Here is a 16730-nt window from a genome sequence, read left to right on the forward strand (position 1 = left end):
CCGAGGGGGCGGCGGGCACCGCACCCTCGGCACCCCGTCACCGCCCCTCGGCGCCCGGTGCCCGTCAGATGAGCCCGTGCCGCATCGCGTACCCCACGGCGTGGGCCCGGTTGCGCAGGTTCAGCCGGGTGGCGACCTCGTGCAGCACGTTCTTGACGGTGCGTTCGGAGTACGAGGTCTTCTGGGCGATCTCCGCGGTGCCGTAGCCCTCCGAGACCAGCCGGATCATCTCCGCCTCACGCGTGGTGAGCGTGGACAGCGAGAGGCCTCTCGGGTCCAGGACCGAGCGGTGCAGGCTGCTGACGTGGTCGATGAGCTTGCCGAGGAGGTCCCCGGGAAGGACCCCCTCGCCCTTCGCGACGGCCGTGACGAGGTGGACCAGCCGGTCCTGGTCGGCCTCCCCGCGCCGCAGCACGGCCGCGACCCCGTACTCGATGAGGGTCTGCAGGGCGCCCGCCTCGAAGTAGCCGACGACCAGGCCGGTGCGGGTGGCGGTGTTGCGCTGGAGACGGTGCAGGAGCTGGACGGCGGGCTCGTTCACCATGTCCACCACCACCAGCGAGACCTGCGCGCTGTCCGCCTCCTCGTCCGGTATCAGCTCGATCTCCGGGCGCAGGCGCAGCTGTTGCACCACCCCGGTCCGCAGGATCAGGTCCTCCGCGTACACCGCCACCGAGATCCGGCCGAGCGCCCGGGCGGGCGTGGGGCTCCCGGGCGGCGGGAGGGTGCGGACGTCCGCACCTGTCGTCGTCATGTCTGTCGTAATCGTGGTCATGTGCTCGTCCTTCTGGGCCGCTTCCGCCGAATTCCGTTACGTCCGGTGCCGTACGCGTACGTCACGCGTCCGCAGGGCGACCTGGCCCGGGGGCGTGTCGTTCGGGGATGCGGCGCGGGCACCCGGCGTCGGTGTGCCCCCGGGGCACCCGAGGTGCCCGCACATTGCCCTTGCGCCCCTGCTGCCGGGAGTGCGGCGCGGCCTAACGTCGCATCGTGACCACATCTGCCGAACTCGACATGCCCACGGTGACGGTGTCGCCCGGCGCCGAAGCGACGACCACGCTGACCGTGCGCAACGACGGCGACATCGTCGAGGCGTACACCCTCGACGTGGTCGGCGACTGTGCGGCGTGGACCACGGTCGAGCCGGCGCGGGTGTCCCTCTACCCGGGCACCTCGGAGACCGTCACGGTGCGGTTCGCGCCGCCCCGGTCGCACGAGGTCCGGGCGGGCGAAGTACCCCTGGGGATACGGGTGCTGCCCGCCGAGCACCCCGAGTCGGTGGCCGTGCCCGAGATGACGGTGGTGGTCGAGCCGTTCCGCGAGCTGCGGGCCACGCTGGAGCCGGGCCGGCGCAGGGGCTGGCTGGGGGCCAGGTTCAGGACCGCGGTGCAGAACCGTGGGAACGCTCCCATGGACGTCGTGCTCAGTGGCCGGCAGCCGGGAGAGGAGCTGCGCCTCGCCTTCACGCCGGAGCGCCGCCGGCTGGAGCCCGGCGAGTCCGCGGAGGCGGGCCTGAAGGTCCGCGCCCGGAAGCTGATCTGGTTCGGCGCGCCCGCCGCCTGGCCGTTCGAGGTGGTCGTCGCCGAGCCGGAGGCCGAGGGCGCCGGTGTCGAGGACGTCCGGACCGGACGGCCGGAACCCCTCCAGGGCGAGTTCGCCCAACTCCCGCTGTTCCCGAAGTGGTTGCTGATCCTGCTCGCGGCGGTGCTCGCGCTGCTGCTGGCCTGGTTCGCACTGGTGCGCCCGGCCGTCCGCAGCACCGCCGAGGAGGCGGGTGCCAAGGCGGCGCAGGAGGAGAGCCGGCAGCCCCGGCAGGGCGGCGGTGCGGCGTCCGGCGCTGCCGCCGACGGCGGCCAGGAGAAGCCCGGGGGCCAGGGGGGCACGGCCGGCGCGGACGGGTCCGGCGGCGGCTCGGGCGGTGCCGGTCCGACCGGCGGTACGGGCGGGGGCGGCGCCGGTGCGAACGCCCAGCAGACCTCCGAGACCATCGACGTCCAGACGGGCGCGGGGGCCCGGAAGGCCGGCACCTATGTGGTCCCGGAAGGCAAGAATTTCGGTGTCACGGACATCGTCGTGGCCAATTTCCAGGGCGACGAGGGACTGCTGACCATCTCCTTCGGCAAGCGGAAGATCACCACGATTGCCCTGGAGACGTTCAGGAACCAGGACTATCACTGGGTCACCCCCATTCAGATTCCGGAGAAGGCGGCGGTCACCGTTTCCGTGACCTGTTCCAAGCCTGGGACTCCGGCCACCGGTACGCAGGCTTCCGGGTGTCACCAAGTGCTCAATGTGAGCGGTGTGCTGAGCGATGTCGCACCAGAGGAACGATAGCGCCGGAGTCCTCTCCTTCTGTTCCGGCCGTGTGAACAGACGGGTTTCCCACCTGCGGGGATGCGCCACCCGGTGTTCATCCGGGTGTGTCCCTCCACACACCCGGACACACCCGGAAGGGCTGGACGCGTAAATCCGCGGAGTACGGGCAGTGGGTGAATCGGGGCCTTTCCCGGGTGATTCCCGGGCATTTCCACGTGCCGTAAATGGACTGGACCACCGAGTGCTCCGCTCGGCGGAGCGGATCGGGTCTCATTCGGTTCCCGTGATGACCGGGGAAATCCAGCCGATCTCACCGGACGGGCTCGTATTTTCTGGCTGAAACCAACCCCTCGCGCCCGGTGGCGGGGCGCACCGGCCCGGAAAGGCAGGAGCCCTGCCCCCCGGCCAGGACTTTGAGACCTACTGCCCCCGCGTACCGGCTGGCAAGACTGGGAGGTCGAACGACTGACCAGCCGAAGGAGCGAGCATGCCGTCGTACCTCACCCCAGGTGTATACGTGGAGGAGGTGCAGTCCGGAGCACGGCCCATCGAGGGTGTCGGCACCGCGGTCGCCGCCTTCGTCGGCTTCGCTGAGACCGGCCCCTTCCACCGGCCGACGCTGGTGACCAGCTGGGACCAGTACGTGTCCGCCTTCGGCACGTTCACCCCGGACACGTACCTCACGCTCGCCGTCCACGGGTTCTTCAGCAACGGCGGCGGCGCCGCGTACATCGTGCGGATCGGCGGCCCCGCCGAGGACGCGCCGCAGGACACCGCGCCCGCGACGGCCCCCTCCGTGGCCATCGGCGGCTTCCTGGTCTCCGCCCGCCCGGGCGCCGGCGACGGCGTCTCCATCGAGGTCGCCGACGCCGAGGGCGAGAACCCGCCGGAGGACCGCTTCCGCCTGCTCGTCCGGCAGGGCGGCAAGGTCGCGGAGACCTTCGACACCTCCGTACGCAAGAACGTCAAGGGCTACCTGGTCACCCAGGCCCGTCAGTCCAAGCTCATCGAGGTCACCGAGCAGCCCGGCGCCGCCCAGACCCGCCCCGAGAAGCAGAGCCTGACCCTCGCGCCGGCCGCCCCGGACGCGGGCACCACCGGCCGGACCGGGCCCACCGAGTACGTGGGCGACGCGTCGGCCCGTACCGGCATCGCGGCCCTGGAGGCGATCGACGAGATCACCATGGTCGCCGTCCCCGACCTGATGGGCGCCCACCAGCGCGGCGACATCGACGACGAGGGCGTCCGCGCCGTGCAGCTCGCCCTCATCGCGCACTGCGAGCAGATGGGCGACCGGGTCGCCGTCCTGGACACCCCGCCCGCCATGAACGCCCAGCGCGTCCGCACCTGGCGCAACGACGACGCCGGCTACGACTCGCGCTACGCGACCGTGTACTACCCCTGGCTCAAGGTCCTCGACCCGGCCACCGGCCGGCAGACCCTGATGCCGCCGAGCGGCCACGTCGCCGGTGTCTGGGCCCGCAGCGACGGCGAGCGCGGCGTGCACAAGGCGCCCGCCAACGAGGTCATCCGGGGCGCACTCGACCTCGAACTGCGGCTGAGCCGGGGCGAGCAGGACCTCCTCAACCCGATCGGCGTCAACTGCGTGCGCGCCTTCCCGGGCCGGGGCATCCGGATCTGGGGCGCCCGCACCCTCTCCTCCGACCCGGCCTGGCGCTACCTCAACGTCCGCCGTCTCTTCAACTACCTGGAGGAGTCCATCCTCCTGGGCACCCAGTGGGTCGTCTTCGAGCCGAACGACGACCGCCTCTGGTCGAGCATCCGGCGCAACGTCACCGCGTTCCTCTCCGAGGAGTGGCGCCGGGGCGCGCTCTTCGGCCGCACGGCCGAGGAGGCGTTCTACGTCAAGTGCGACCGGGACAACAACCCGCAGGAGTCCATCGACCTGGGCCAGGTCATCTGCGAGATCGGCGTCGCGCCGGTGAAGCCGGCGGAGTTCGTCATCTTCCGCCTCTCGCAGTTCTCCGACAGCACCAGCCTCGTGGACGAGTGACCGCCGGTCCCTCTCGCGCAGTGACCCAGCAGGCAGCAGACAGCGAACGGAACAGGTGACACACAGTCATGGCAGAGGGCGACGCTCTTTCCACCCACGTCTTCGGCGTGCAGCTCGGCGGCTATCTCGTGGAGTCCATCCAGGAGATCAGCGGGCTGACCGTCGAGGAGGAGGTGGTGGAGGTCCGGCAGGTGACCTCCACCGGCAAGCAGATCATCCGCAAGCAGCCCGGCGCGCGGCAGGCCGGCGAGGTCACGATCACCCGGGGACTCGACAAGAGCAGCGAGTTCACCAAGTGGATCAAGGAGACGCTGAACAACGGCGCCGTCGACACCGCCCGGCAGAACCTCACCATCGAGATCAAGGACTCCAAGGGTGAGACCGTCCGCCGCATCCAGCTGATGCAGGGCTGGGCCAGCCGCTGGGAGGGCCCCTCGCTGAAGGCCGGCGAGTCCAGCGCCGCGACCGAGACGGTGACCATCACCTTCGAGGAGATCGTGGTCGAATGAGGCGCAGGACCGTATCCGGCGGCGACCTCGACCAGGTCCTGGACGACCTGGCCGCCGCCGCGCCCACCCGGCGGGAGGCGCCCGCGGAGCCCGCGCCGCCGGCCCGGCAGCCCGAACGCGGCGGTCTGCAGACCGAGTTCGAGTTCGAGCTGCCGCGCGGGTACGTCGACGACGAGGGCCAGGTCCACCGGACCGGGTCCATGCGGCTGGCCACCGCCCGGGACGAACTGCGCCCGCAGATCGACCTCCGGGTCAAGGAGAACCCCGCGTACCTGAGCGTGGTGCTCCTCAGCCAGGTGATCACCCGCCTCGGCACGGTCACCGACGTGCACGCGGGGGTCGTGGAGCGGATGTACGCCACCGACGTGGCGTTCCTCCAGGACTTCTACCGCCGCATCAACAGCGAGGGCCACACCCACGCGGCGGTGACCTGCCCGCTGTGCCACGGCTCGTTCGAGGTGGACCTGTCGGGTGAACGCCTGGGGGAATAGTGACGTACGCGCCTGCCCGGCTGCGGGAGGAGCTCGCGTACATCGCCTACCACTTCCACTGGCAGCGCGAGGAGATCCTCGACCTCACCCATGGTGAGCGACAGGAGTGGGTGAGGGAGATAGCGCGGATCAACACCCGCGTCAACGAGAGCGGGTGAGGGCGTGGAGTTGAGGGGCTGGTTCCGCCGGGGGCCCGCGAGCGGGCCGGGGGCCGGCGACGCGTCGGCCGGTCCGGCACCGGAGCCCGGTGCCGGGGGGCGGGTCGCGCGCGGCGCGGACGGTGCCCCCGCAGCCGGTCCGGCACCGGAGCCCGCCGCCGGGCGTCCCGGTGCGGACTGGGACGGCGGGTGGCGCCGGGTCGCGCCCCCGACGGTGACCGTCGCCCGCTCCTCGATCGGCGTCAGCGACGGCCTGCGCTTCCGCTCCCGCCTGGCGTCGTGGCAGAACATGGCCTACAGCGACGGCGACCTGGGCCACGCGGTGCTGCCGTCGGCCCCGGTGGGCCGCATCCAGGGCGTGACCCGCACCCCGGGCACCCCACGCAGGGCGCCCGAAGGAGCCCCCCTGGTGCTCCGCGCGGTGTCCGCCGCCGCGCCCCCGGAGGACGGCACCGCGCCTTCCGGCGTGGTTACGGGGACGAGCCGGACGGGTCGGGGCGCGGACGCGCCCAGGCGCGCGGTCCGGGTGGTGTCCGCCTCGGCGCGGTCCGCCGAGGCGGCGGCACCTCCGGAGCCGGGTCCCGCTCCGGTACGGGCCCGGCGCACGGCGCCCCCGCTGATCGTCGCCCGCCGCCCGGCGAAGGCGGCCCCGCGCACCGTGGCGGCCGTCCCGTCGTCCGGGGTGCCCGCGCCGGTCGCGGGGGCGAGTGCGGTGCGCCCCGGGCGGGGCGGGTCGCGGGGAGCGCTGCCGCCGGGGGCGGGCCCGACGCCCGCCTCGGAAGGGGAGCTTGCGGGGCCGGTGGTGCAGCGGCAGGCGGACGTGTCCGATGTTCCTGCGGTACGCCCTGCGCTGGGCGATCCCCTGGGTGACCTGCCCTCCAGGGGGACCCCGCCCGGGCCGGAGTCCGGTGCCGGGGTTGCTCCGCCGGGGCCGGGGCTGCCGGTGGTGCAGCGGCAGGCGGACGTGTCCGATGTTCCTGCGGTACGCCCTGCGCTGGGCGATCCCCTGGGTGACCTGCCCTCCGGGGGAACCCCGTCGGGGCCGGCGGTGCAGCGGCAGGCGGACGCGTCCGCCGGACCTGCGGTACGCCCTGCGCTGGGCGATCCCCTGGGTGAACTGCCCCCCCGGGCGCGCCCGTCGGGCCCTGACGCCGCGCCCGAGTCCGCCGGGCCCGGTCTGCCGACGGTCCAGCGGCAGGCGGACGCGCCCGCGTCCGGCGCCCCGGTGGTACGCCCCTCGCAAGGCGCGAGCCCGGGCGAACCGCCCGTCGGTGCGGGCCCGGCGGGGCTCGGGCTGCCGGTGGTCCAGCGACAGCAGACCGCGTCCGGCACCACGCGTGCGGGCGAACGGCCCTTGGGGGCAGGCCCGTCGGGGGCTGCCGCCGGTGCCGGGCCGGAGGCCGGCCGCCCGGTCGCCCAGCGGCTGCCAGACGCGTCCGCGTCCGCCGCGCCCGTGGTGCGTCCCGCGCTGGGCGCGCGCACCGGCGAACCGCCCACCGCGACGGCGCCGGCCACCCCGCCGACCCCCTCCGGGCCGGGCCTCCCGATGGTCCGGCGTCAGTCGGACGCGCCCGCGGCTCCCGCGGTACGCCCTGCCCCGGGGCCGCCTCCGGGCGAACCGCTGCCCGGGACAGGCCGGTCGGGCCCGTCCGCCGGTGTCGGGCGGGCGCCGTCCGAGCCGGACGCCCCCGTCGTGCGCCCCGCGCTGGGCGCGCGCTCCGAACCGCCCACAGCGACGGCCCCGGCCGCCAGGCCGGCGTCTCCCGGACCGGATCTTCCGGTGGTCCAGCGGCAGGCGGAGGCCCCCGCGTCCGCCCTGAGTGGCGGGACGGCCGCTCGCGAGGAGCGCCCGCGTACCGGACCGGACGCCGAACGCTCCGTACGCCCCACCCTGGGCGGGCAGCCGTCAGCCGTCTCGCCAGCCGGGGAAGCGGGAACCCCGGGTCCCGTCGTTGCGGCGGACACCACCTCCGCCGGGGACGCCCCCCTCCCCGTAATCCAGCGGCACACCGCCGAACCGGCCGGCCCGGCACCCACGGACCGGGCCGGGCACGGGCACGCGCAGCGCCCGCCCACCGCACGCCCCACCCTGGGCAAGCCCCTGCGCGAACTACCGCCGGGGGCGGCCCCCTTCCCCCCGCCCACCCGCGACGCGGGCGGCCCCGCGCTGCCCGTCGTCCAGCGGCAGGCCACCGACAGCACCGGCCCCGCACACCACGCCCCGCCCGCCGGCCCCGGCTCCCGCGCCCGCACCCGGGGCGGTCTCGGCGCGCCCCTGCCCGGACTCCCGCCGACCGCAGGCACCGCGAGCGACGCCGCGCGCCCCGGGCAACCGGGGGCCGCCGCGCCTCCCGCCATGCCCCTGCGTACCGCGCCCCCCGCGCAGCCGCCCGCCGTGCAACGCACCCCCGACGGCCCGGTCCGCGTCCGCCCCGTGCCCTCGCGCCGCGCCGCGCGACCCGCTCCCGTACAGCGGGCCCGTGCCCTGCTCACCGGGCGGACGCTCGCCGTGCGCACCGGGGCGGCCGAAGGTTTCACCGCCCGTCCGTCCGCCGGGTCCGCGACCCGGCCCGTCGTACCCGCGACCTGGCAGCGCAAGCAACCCCAGGCACCCCAGGCGGCGCAAGCCGCCCCCGTCGTCCAGCGCGTCGCCGCCGGCCCCGTGGCCCCGCCGCGCCCCCACGCGCCGCTCCCGGCCCGCACCGGGCCGCCCGCCGGACAGGAGCCGCCGCTCCCCGAAGCGGCGCACGCCCCCGCCGTCCGCCCGCACCCGCCCGGCGCCCCCCGCACCGGCGGCCCGGCCGTGCCCGTGCAGCGCCTCGCGACGCCAGCCGCGGCACGGGCCGAGGCACGGCCAACGGCCCCCCGGACCGAGCCGCCCGCGCGAGCGAACGCGCAAGCCGTTCAGCGCGCCGTGGCGGAGGCCGGTCTCACCGGCGTCCCCGTCACGGTCGTCCAACGGCAGCCCGCCCCGGCGCCCGCCTCCGCGCCGCAGCAGCCCGCCGAGGGCACCGTGGACGTCGAAGACCTCGCCCGCCGCCTCATCGACCCCGTCGCCCGGCTGCTCCGGGCCGACCTGCGGCGGGGCCGGGAACGTTCCGGACGCCCGTACGACGGCCGCCGCTGACCAGGAAAGCGCTGACAAGGAAAGCAACAGATGACGGACAACATCTTCGCGACGAGCGTGTTCTTCAAGCTCACGATCGGCGGCAGCGACCTCGGCGCGTTCCACACCTGCTCGGGGCTGGGCGCCGAGGTGGAGCTGGAGCAGTACGCCGAGGGCGGCAACAACGGGTTCACCTGGCAGCTGCCGGGGCGGATCACCTGGACCAACATCACACTCACCCGCCCCGTCACCGCCGACACGCTCAAGATCGCGCGCTGGCTGAACGAGACGACGCAGCGCGTCGAACGCAAGGACGGCGAGATCGTCGCCCTGCGCCCCGACCTGAGCCGGATCATCAGCTGGCAGATCCAGGGCATCGTGCCGGTCCGCTGGCAGGGGCCCTCCTTCGACCCGGCCAGCTCCCAGGCGGCGGTCGAGACGCTGGAGATCGCCCACGAGGGACTGGTGCCGTCGTGACCCACCGCCAGGAACGAGACCGGGAAGGAGGGACCCCGTGCCAGCCGCAGCCCGCACGAGCCGTGCCCGCGCACAGCTGACCATCATGGAGCCGCCGTCGGACGTCGGCGCCAAGCCCGGCGGGACCCTCGCCCGGCTCACGCTCCAGTTCAACCCGGCGACGCTCTCCCTGCGCAAGTCCACCGAGTGGCGCCGCACCCCGTCCCGGACGGCGGGGGAGTCCGCGCTGCCCGAGTTCGTGGGCAGCGGACCCCGCTCGCTGTCCCTGGACGTGTTCCTGGACGCCACCGCCACCCACGACAACTCCGTGGAGCGGGCGGTCGAGCAGCTGATGACGGCCTGCGTGCCGACGCCGAGCAGCCTCGGGCGGAAGAAGCCGTCGAGCCCCTGGGTGCGGTTCGACTGGGGGACGTCCAGGACGACGTCGTTCGACGGAGTGCTCTCCAGCCTCTCCGTCTCGTACACGCTGTTCGACGTGGACGGGAAGCCGCTGCGCGCCACCTGCTCGCTGTCGATCGAGGAGGCGAGCGTCGACCCGGCAGGGCAGAACCCGACGTCCGGCTCGCGGGAGGCACGGCGTACGCACACGGTCGTCGCCGGGGACAGCCTGCCGCTGCTCGCCTGGCGGGAGTACGGCGATGCCACGGCCTGGCGCACGATCGCGGAGGCGAACGGCATCGACGACCCCATGCACCTGCTCCCGGGCAGCGAACTCCTCGTGCCCGCGCTGGAGGACGGCGCGGCCGAGGACGGCGTACAGGAGGCCGCCCGGTGACCGGACCCGCCCGCTCCTTCGCCGCCGACCCGATCGTGGAGGCCCCGGCCGAGCTGCCCCAGGCGTGGGCCGCGCAGCTGGTGAGCTGCGCGGTCGACGAGAACGTGGGACTGCCCGACAGCGCCGTGCTCACGTACCGCGACCCGTACCACACACTGCTCACCGCCACCGGGATCACGATCGGCACCGAGCTGAGGATCTCCGTGGTCACCGTCCAGGAACTGGCGCGCGAGCGGCTGTTCACGGGCGAGGTGACCGCGCTGGAGCTGGACAGCGACACCACCGGCTCGTTCACCGTCGTCCGCGCCTTCTCCAAGGCGCACCGGCTGCGGCGCGGCCGCAAGGTCGTCGCGTACCGGAACATGAAGGCCGCCGACATCGTGCGCAAGGTCGCCGCCGGGGCCGGGCTGCCGTGCGGGAAGGTCGAGGCGGCCCCGGTCATGTACAAGCAGCTCACCCAGCCGAACATCTCGGACTGGGACTTCCTCCAGTACCTCGCGGGGGAGTGCGGGGCGCACGTGCGGGTGGACGAGAAGGGGCTGCTCCAGTTCGTGAAGCCGAAGCCCGCCTCCTCGGCGCCGTCCCCGTCCACCTCCGCGTCCAAGCACCCGATGGTCCTGGAGTACGGGCGCAACCTGCTGGCGCTGCGGGCCGTGCTGACCGGGTCGGACGGGGCGGACAGCGTGGAGGTGCGCGGCTGGGACGTGGAGAACAAGGTCCGGCTGGTCGCCCGGGAGCAGTCGGTCCGGTCCACCACCGTGACCCCGGGCGCCAACCCGTCCACCGCCGCCGCCCTGTTCGGGAAGAACGCCCGGATGACCGTCGCGGACACCCCGTACCGCACCCAGGCCGAGGCCCGTGCGGTCGCCGGTGCCGTGGCCGGGCGGGTCGCCTCCGGCTTCGGGGAGATCGAGGCGGTCGCCGAGGGCAACCCGAAGCTGCGGGCCGGCGAACCGGTCGCCCTCGGGAACGTCGGCCCCGCCTTCGCCGGCCGGTACACCGCGACCGCCGCCCACCACACCCTGGACCCGCAGGACGGCTACCGTACGACCGTGCTGGTCAGCACCGACCCGGACCGCTCGCTGACCGGCCTCACCGGCGGGCAGGGCGCGCCCGTGCCGGGGCCCCGGATGCCGGGCCTCGCGATCGGTGTGGTCACCGACATCCGCGAGGGCCGGGGCAAGGAACGCGGCTCGGTGCGGCTGAAGTTCCCCTGGCTCGACGACACGTACGTCACCGACTGGGTCCGTACGGTGCAGTGGGGCGGCCAGGGCGGCGGCGGGGTCTTCAGCCCCGAGGTCAACGACGAGGTGCTGGTCGGCTTCGAACAGGGCCTGATCGACAGCCCGTACGTGCTCGGCGGGCTCTACAACGGCGTCGACAAGCCGTCCCCGCACGACGTGCCGCTCGTCGACCCGACCAGCGGAAAGGTCAACCGCCGGTCCCTGGTGTCCCGTTCGGGCAACCGGGTCGAGCTGCTCGACACCCCGCGCGGCCCGTCCGGGGTGCGGCTGGCCACCGGCGACGAGCAGCTGGAGGTCGTACTCGACGAGCGGCGCGGCGAGATCGCGCTCAAGGTGTACGCGCGCGGCACCTCCCGGGTCCTCAGCTCCCTGACCCTCGGCCGCGCCGGGATCACGCTCGACGCGGGCGTCGGAGACATCCATCTGAAGGGGAAGCAGGTGACCGTCAGCGGCAAGACCGGCGTCACCGTCGACGGCGGCCTGCTCGCCGTACTGAAGGCCGCACTCGTCCGCATCAACTGACGTGACCACCTAGGAGAAGACCAGCCATGCCCCAGGCAGCCCGTACGGGCGACCCCACCGTCCACGGGGGCGTCATCGGCACCCCGCCCCCGGGCGCGGTGGCCGTCGCCACCGTGCTGATCGGCGGCAAGCCGGCCGCCGTCACCGGAAGCCTGCACGTGTGCGTCGTGCCGCCGCACGCCCTGCTCGGCCCGGGGAACGTCGTCATGCCGAACCCGGCGGCGGCCGTCGGGGGCGTGGTCCTGATCGGCGGGCTGCCCGCCGCCCGCATGGGCGACACCACCAGCTGCGGCGCGAAGATCGTCATGGGGGCGCCCAACGTCCTGATCGGGGGCCCGATATGAGCGAGCACGGGTTCATCGGGCGCGGCTGGGGCTTCCCGCTGCGCGTCGGCGCCACCGGCGGCATCGGCATGGTCGAGCGCGAGCAGGAGATCGAGGAGGCCATCGGCCTGGTCCTCGGCACCGCGCCCGGCGAGCGGCCCATGCGCCCCGAATTCGGCTGCGGCATCCACGAGTACGTCTTCGCCCCCGGCGACGGCGCCACCGCCGGGCGCATCGCCCACGAGGTGCGTACGTCCCTGGAGCGCTGGGAGCCGCGCATCGAGGTCCGGGACGTGGTCGTCGCGTTCGACACCGTCGAGGAGGGCACGCTCTACATCGACGTGCACTACACCGTGCGGTCCACCAACGACCTGCGCAACCTCGTCTTCCCCTTCTACACGATCCCCGAGGCGGGAGCCCGCTGATGTCCCTGCCCCCGCCCAACCTGGACGACCGCCGCTTCCAGCAACTCGTCGACGAGGCCAAGCGGTACGTCCAGCAGCGCACGCCCGAGTGGACCGACCACAACGTGTCGGACCCCGGGGTCACGCTGATCGAGACGTTCGCGTACATGGTCGACCAGCTGCTCTACCGGCTGAACCGGGTGCCCGACCGCAACTACCACGCCTTCCTCGACCTGCTCGGCGTGCGGCTGTTCCCGCCGACGGCCGCCCGCGCCGACGTCGACTTCTGGCTGTCCGCGCCGCAGCCGGACACCGTGCGCCTCCCCGCCGGTACGGAGGTGGCGACCGCGCGCGGCGAGACCGAGGAGGCGGTCGTCTTCTCGACCGACGAGGACCTGGCGATCGTGCCGAGCTCCCTGGTCCGCCTGGTCACCGTGCCGGCGGCCGGGGACCAGACCGACCGCACCGGACCGCTCGCCGACGGCCAGGACATCCCCTGCTTCCAGTCCCGCCCCCAGCCCGGCGACGCCCTGCTGTTCGGCCTGCCGACCGCCGTGCCCCGCTGCATCGTCGCCGTACGCCTGGACAGCCGGGTGGAGGGCGTGGGCGTCGACCCCCGGCAGCCCCCGCTCGTCTGGGAGGCGTGGGACGGCGCCCGCTGGGCGCCCTGCGCCACCGGCACCGACTCCACCGGCGGGCTCAACAAGCCCGGCGAGATCACGGTGTTCGTGCCGCCCGGGCACACCGAGTCCGTCACCGCGGGCACCCGCGCCGGCTGGCTGCGCTGCCGGGTCACCGACGTCGTGCCCGGCCAGCCCTTCTACTCCGAGTCCCCGACGATCCGCGAGGCCGAGGTCTTCACCGTCGGCGGCACGGCAGGCGTCGAGCACGCGGAGACCGTCCTCGACGTCCCGCTCGGCACCTCCGAGGGCGTCGCGGGCCAGACGTTCGCCGTGCCCCGGACACCGATCCTGCTCGACGGGGAACCGCCGCTCGTCGAGGCGTCGTCGGACGGCGGCTGGCAGACGTGGACCCCGGTCGATCACTTCGGCGCCTCCGGCCCGGACGACCGGCACGTCCAGGTCGACCCCGTCGCGGGCCGGTTCGCCTTCCCGCCCGAGGTCCGCGAGGCCGACGGCACCATGCGTGCGTACGGGGCGGTGCCCCCGAAGGGCGCCCACATCCGCCTCACCCGCTACCGCACGGGCGGCGGGGCCGCCGGCAACGTGGCACGCGGTGCGATCCGCGTCCTGCGCAGCTCCGTCCCGTACGTGGCCGGCGTCGCCAACCGTGAGGCCGCGCGCGGCGGGGTGGACGGGGAGACCGTCGAGAACGCGAAGCTGCGCGCGCCGCAGATCCTCCGCGTCCAGGAGCGGGCCGTCACCGCCGGGGACCACGAGGCCATCGCCCGCGAGGCCGCGCCCTCGCTGCGCCGCGTCCGCTGCCTGCCCGCCGCCCCCGGCGAGGGCGGCGCGGTCCGGGTCCTGGTCGTGCCCGACGCCGTCCCCGACGAGGGCGGCCGGCTCCGCTTCGAGCAGCTGATCCCGCCGGACTCCGTGCTCGCGGCGGTCGCGGCCCGGCTCGACGAACGGCGGCTCGTCGGCACCCGCCTGGTCGTCGAACCCCCCTCCTACCAGGGCGTGACCGTCGTCGCCGGCCTGGTCGCCGACGAGGGCGACACGGACCGGGTCAGGGCCGCCGCGCTCGACGCCCTCTTCCGCCACATCGACCCGCTGCGGGGCGGCACGGACGGCACGGGCTGGCAGTTCGGCAGGCCCGTGCAGTACGGGGAGGTCTTCGCCGTCCTCCAGGCCGTGCCCGGCGTCCGCCTGGTCGAGGAGGTCCGGCTGTTCCCCGCCGACCCCCTCACCGGCAGGCGCGGCGGCGCGGTGGACCGCGTCGACGTCGCCCCGAACGCGCTGGTCTTCTCCCACCAGCACCAGATCGCGGTCACCGCGTCCGGGGAGCGCTCATGACGAGGGCCGCCGTCCCCGGACTCCCCAGCCGCTACCCGATCGGCGCGCTGCTGCCCGCCATGTACGCGGACGACGACTTCGCCCAGCGCTTCACGGCGGGCCTGGACACGGTCCTCGCCCCGGTCCTGTCCACGCTCGACAACCTCCCGGCCTACTTCGACCCCGCGCTCACCCCGCCGGACTTCCTGCCCTGGCTGTCCTCCTGGGTCGACGCGGGCATCGACCCGGCCTGGCCGGAGGACCGCCGCCGCGCCGCAGTCGCCCGCGCCGTCGAACTCCACCGCCGCCGAGGCACCCGCCGGGGCCTCACGGACCACCTGCGCCTCTGCTTCGGCGTGGAGGCGGAGATCCAGGACGGCGGCGGCGTCACGTGGTCGTCCGAACCGGACTCCGCGCTGCCGCCCGCCCCGACGGGCGAGCTGCTGGTACGGGTCCGGTCGGACCGCCCCCTGGACGAGACCCGCGTCCTGGCCGTGGTCCGCGCCTCCTGCCCGGCGCACCTGACCTGCCGGGTCGAGATCCTGCCGGGCACCCCGGCCGACGACACAGGGAGCCCGACATGACCCGCCCGTGCCCGGCCTGCGGTGCCGCGAACGCGGAGGACGAGGACTTCTGCGGGAGCTGCGGTACGTACCTGGGGTGGTCGACGCGGGCACGGCCCGGGGGGCCGCACCCGGACGCGGCCGCGCCGCCCGCGCCGGAGCCGCCCGCGCCGGAGCCGCCCGCGCCGGAGCCGGCCGCGCCGGAGCCGTCCGCGCCGGAACCGGAACGGCGTACGGACCCGGCCCCGTCCGCACCGGCCCCGGCCGCCCCGTCCGCGCCGGAAGGCCGCCCGGGGCCGAACCCGAGCCCGGGGCCGCGCACGGGTGCGGACCCGGAGCCAGGTCCCGCGTCAGGGCCGCGTACGGCTCCGAGTCCGGCCGCGTCTGCCGCGCCAGAACCGGGGCGGGGCCCGGTGCCGCGTACCGGTGCCGACCCGGAACCGGCCGCCGAGCCGCGCGCGACGCGGCGCTGGTCGCGCAGGCAGGCGTCGGAGCCGGCCCCCGCCGCCCACCCGGCCCCCGGTCCCGCACCGGAGCCCAGGGCCGCCCCCGCCCTGCGCCCGGCCGCCCCGCGGCCCCCCGCGCCCGCCCCCGTACAGCCGAGTCGGCCGAAGCCGCCGGAACCGGAACCACCGGCGGAGGAGCCCGTAGGGGCCGTCCGGCCCGGCATACCGGTCACCGCCCGCCCCACGGTCCGTACGGCGGCGGTGGACGACGAACCGGACGGCGAGCCGTGCCCCTCGTGCGGGGCGAACAACCGCCCGGGCCGCACGTTCTGCCGCAACTGCGCCAAGCCCCTGAAGCCGCGCACCCAGGCAGCGAAGCTGCCCTGGTGGCGCACCCGCTGGCCGTTCAACCGCCGCGTCCGGGCGGGCTCCGGGCGGCTGCTGCGCGGCAGCCTGATCGCCCTCGTGATCGTGGGGCTCCTGGTCGCGGGCTTCCTGCTGATCCCGGCCGGGCGCTACGTCGTCGAGGACGTACGCGACAAACTCGGCGGCACGGGCGAGGTCTCCCCGGCCCACGTCACCGCGACCGCGTCCGCCCCCGGACACCCGGCGAAGGCGGCGACGGACGGCGTGACCAACTCGTACTGGGGCGCCCCGAAGGCGGGCGACGCGCTGACCGCGAAGTTCGAGGACCCGTTCCGGCTGGTCGGCGTCACGGTCCACACGGGCGTCTCGACGAAGCCGGAGGTCTTCCAGAAGGGCGCCAGGCCGACCCGGGCGGACCTGACCATCAAGACGAAGGACGGCAAGATCCACGAGAAGACGATGACGCTGGCCGACAAGCCGGGCGAGCAGACCCTGCGGACGGGCATCAGCGACGTCGTATCGATCCGCTTCACGATCCGCGAGGCGGCGGGCCAGGGCAACGGCCACCCGATCGCCCTGGGCGAGATCGAGTACTTCAAGCGCACCTAGTACGCGCGCGTGGTCAGTGCCCGGTGAGGTGGTCCGTCAGGCGGGACAGCAGGGCGACGGCCTCGCGCAGCCGCTCCCGCTCCTCGGCGTCGAACGTGTCGCGGATGGCGTCGCCAAGGGCTCCCGAGCGAAGGGCGCGTTCCCGGCGGAGGCGTGCGCGTCCGGCGTCCGTGACGTGGAGCAGGAGCTTGCGGCCGTCGTCGGGGTGCTGTTCGCCGCGGACCAGGCCGCCTGCGCCGAGGTCCTTGACCGACTTGGCGGCGGACTGGTGCGTGACGCCGCGCAGGCGGGCGAGGTCGGCCGTGGTCAAGGGCCCGCGGCGATCGAGGAAGCCGAGAACGGCGGCCTCGCCGGGAGGCATGCTGTCCACGGCCCGTACCGCCCGGACCAGCTCACCGACTGTCCGCCGTAGCTCCTCGGCCAGCGCGTCTTCGTTCATGGGCTCATCCTAG

16 protein-coding genes are annotated in these 16730 nt (G+C 74.8%); 14 read left to right on the top strand and 2 right to left on the bottom strand.

Annotated features, from left to right (window positions below):
• Positions 1–64 precede the first annotated feature (64 nt).
• Entirely contained in the window at positions 65–775 is a 711-nt protein-coding gene (locus tag OG242_RS18590; RefSeq protein ID WP_405899244.1) for a response regulator transcription factor, read from the bottom strand.
• Positions 776–1014: 239 nt separating this feature from the next.
• Here OG242_RS18590 and OG242_RS18595 point away from each other — a divergent pair, with 239 nt between their 5' ends.
• From OG242_RS18595 to OG242_RS18660, 14 genes are all read left to right on the top strand, one after another.
• On the top strand, positions 1015–2334 hold the full coding sequence (locus OG242_RS18595) for a hydrolytic protein (protein ID WP_405901651.1): 1320 nt from the start codon (positions 1015–1017) through the stop codon (positions 2332–2334).
• 469 nt (positions 2335–2803) lie between these two features.
• Positions 2804–4330 carry a phage tail sheath family protein gene (locus OG242_RS18600; RefSeq protein WP_405899245.1) on the top strand — a complete coding sequence of 509 codons (1527 nt, stop codon included), beginning with the start codon at positions 2804–2806 and terminating at the stop codon, positions 4328–4330.
• A 68-nt stretch (positions 4331–4398) separates the two neighbouring features.
• Positions 4399–4839, top strand: a complete 441-nt coding sequence (locus OG242_RS18605) for a phage tail protein (protein WP_111337042.1) — start codon at positions 4399–4401, stop codon at positions 4837–4839.
• Positions 4836–5330: a hypothetical protein gene (locus OG242_RS18610; RefSeq protein WP_405899246.1), complete on the top strand. Its 495-nt coding sequence runs from the start codon at positions 4836–4838 to the stop codon at positions 5328–5330. The genes OG242_RS18605 and OG242_RS18610 overlap by 4 nt, the downstream gene beginning before the upstream one ends.
• Entirely contained in the window at positions 5330–5488 is a 159-nt protein-coding gene (locus OG242_RS18615; RefSeq protein WP_018519429.1) for a DUF6760 family protein, read from the top strand. The genes OG242_RS18610 and OG242_RS18615 overlap by 1 nt, the downstream gene beginning before the upstream one ends.
• Before the next feature lie 4 nt (positions 5489–5492).
• On the top strand, positions 5493–8615 hold the full coding sequence (locus OG242_RS18620) for a hypothetical protein (RefSeq protein WP_405899247.1): 3123 nt from the start codon (positions 5493–5495) through the stop codon (positions 8613–8615).
• Between the two features lie 30 nt (positions 8616–8645).
• The gene (locus OG242_RS18625; RefSeq protein ID WP_405899248.1) at positions 8646–9071 is read left to right on the top strand and encodes a phage tail protein; all 426 of its coding nucleotides are present in this window, start codon (positions 8646–8648) and stop codon (positions 9069–9071) included.
• 85 nt (positions 9072–9156) lie between these two features.
• Entirely contained in the window at positions 9157–9846 is a 690-nt protein-coding gene (locus tag OG242_RS18630; RefSeq protein WP_405901652.1) for a LysM peptidoglycan-binding domain-containing protein, read from the top strand.
• Positions 9843–11612: a VgrG-related protein gene (locus tag OG242_RS18635; protein ID WP_405899249.1), complete on the top strand. Its 1770-nt coding sequence runs from the start codon at positions 9843–9845 to the stop codon at positions 11610–11612. Before OG242_RS18630 ends, OG242_RS18635 begins: the two co-directional genes overlap by 4 nt.
• A gap of 26 nt (positions 11613–11638) precedes the next feature.
• Positions 11639–11956: a PAAR domain-containing protein gene (locus OG242_RS18640; protein WP_405899250.1), complete on the top strand. Its 318-nt coding sequence runs from the start codon at positions 11639–11641 to the stop codon at positions 11954–11956.
• Entirely contained in the window at positions 11953–12360 is a 408-nt protein-coding gene (locus OG242_RS18645; protein ID WP_164640836.1) for a GPW/gp25 family protein, read from the top strand. The genes OG242_RS18640 and OG242_RS18645 overlap by 4 nt, the downstream gene beginning before the upstream one ends.
• The gene (locus OG242_RS18650; RefSeq protein WP_405899251.1) at positions 12360–14315 is read left to right on the top strand and encodes a putative baseplate assembly protein; all 1956 of its coding nucleotides are present in this window, start codon (positions 12360–12362) and stop codon (positions 14313–14315) included. Before OG242_RS18645 ends, OG242_RS18650 begins: the two co-directional genes overlap by 1 nt.
• The gene (locus OG242_RS18655) at positions 14312–14878 is read left to right on the top strand and encodes a phage tail protein (RefSeq protein ID WP_405899252.1); all 567 of its coding nucleotides are present in this window, start codon (positions 14312–14314) and stop codon (positions 14876–14878) included. Before OG242_RS18650 ends, OG242_RS18655 begins: the two co-directional genes overlap by 4 nt.
• Positions 14879–15270: 392 nt before the next feature.
• Positions 15271–16278 (top strand): zinc ribbon domain-containing protein, encoded by a 1008-nt coding sequence (locus OG242_RS18660; RefSeq protein WP_329028158.1) that lies wholly within the window; start codon positions 15271–15273, stop codon positions 16276–16278.
• Positions 16279–16291: 13 nt separating this feature from the next.
• On the opposite strand, the gene OG242_RS18665 is transcribed toward OG242_RS18660, so the two are convergent.
• Positions 16292–16717 carry a MarR family winged helix-turn-helix transcriptional regulator gene (locus tag OG242_RS18665; RefSeq protein WP_405899253.1) on the bottom strand — a complete coding sequence of 142 codons (426 nt, stop codon included), beginning with the start codon at positions 16715–16717 and terminating at the stop codon, positions 16292–16294.
• Between the last annotated feature and the right edge of the window lie 13 nt (positions 16718–16730).

Origin of the sequence: Streptomyces sp. NBC_00727 (assembly GCF_045161745.1) — a bacterium.
Taxonomy (GTDB): domain Bacteria; phylum Actinomycetota; class Actinomycetes; order Streptomycetales; family Streptomycetaceae; genus Streptomyces.

What these genes read in the sequence shown, in the direction of transcription:
- OG242_RS18590 (WP_405899244.1), bottom strand. Translation starts at nt 775, where the DNA reads ATGACCACGATTACGACAGACATGACGACGACAGGTGCGGACGTCCGC.
- OG242_RS18595 (WP_405901651.1), top strand. Translation starts at nt 1,015, where the DNA reads ATGCCCACGGTGACGGTGTCGCCCGGCGCCGAAGCGACGACCACGCTG.
- OG242_RS18600 (WP_405899245.1), top strand. Translation starts at nt 2,804, where the DNA reads ATGCCGTCGTACCTCACCCCAGGTGTATACGTGGAGGAGGTGCAGTCC.
- OG242_RS18605 (WP_111337042.1), top strand. Translation starts at nt 4,399, where the DNA reads ATGGCAGAGGGCGACGCTCTTTCCACCCACGTCTTCGGCGTGCAGCTC.
- OG242_RS18610 (WP_405899246.1), top strand. Translation starts at nt 4,836, where the DNA reads ATGAGGCGCAGGACCGTATCCGGCGGCGACCTCGACCAGGTCCTGGAC.
- OG242_RS18625 (WP_405899248.1), top strand. Translation starts at nt 8,646, where the DNA reads ATGACGGACAACATCTTCGCGACGAGCGTGTTCTTCAAGCTCACGATC.
- OG242_RS18630 (WP_405901652.1), top strand. Translation starts at nt 9,157, where the DNA reads ATGGAGCCGCCGTCGGACGTCGGCGCCAAGCCCGGCGGGACCCTCGCC.
- OG242_RS18640 (WP_405899250.1), top strand. Translation starts at nt 11,639, where the DNA reads ATGCCCCAGGCAGCCCGTACGGGCGACCCCACCGTCCACGGGGGCGTC.
- OG242_RS18645 (WP_164640836.1), top strand. Translation starts at nt 11,953, where the DNA reads ATGAGCGAGCACGGGTTCATCGGGCGCGGCTGGGGCTTCCCGCTGCGC.
- OG242_RS18650 (WP_405899251.1), top strand. Translation starts at nt 12,360, where the DNA reads ATGTCCCTGCCCCCGCCCAACCTGGACGACCGCCGCTTCCAGCAACTC.
- OG242_RS18655 (WP_405899252.1), top strand. Translation starts at nt 14,312, where the DNA reads ATGACGAGGGCCGCCGTCCCCGGACTCCCCAGCCGCTACCCGATCGGC.
- OG242_RS18665 (WP_405899253.1), bottom strand. Translation starts at nt 16,717, where the DNA reads ATGAACGAAGACGCGCTGGCCGAGGAGCTACGGCGGACAGTCGGTGAG.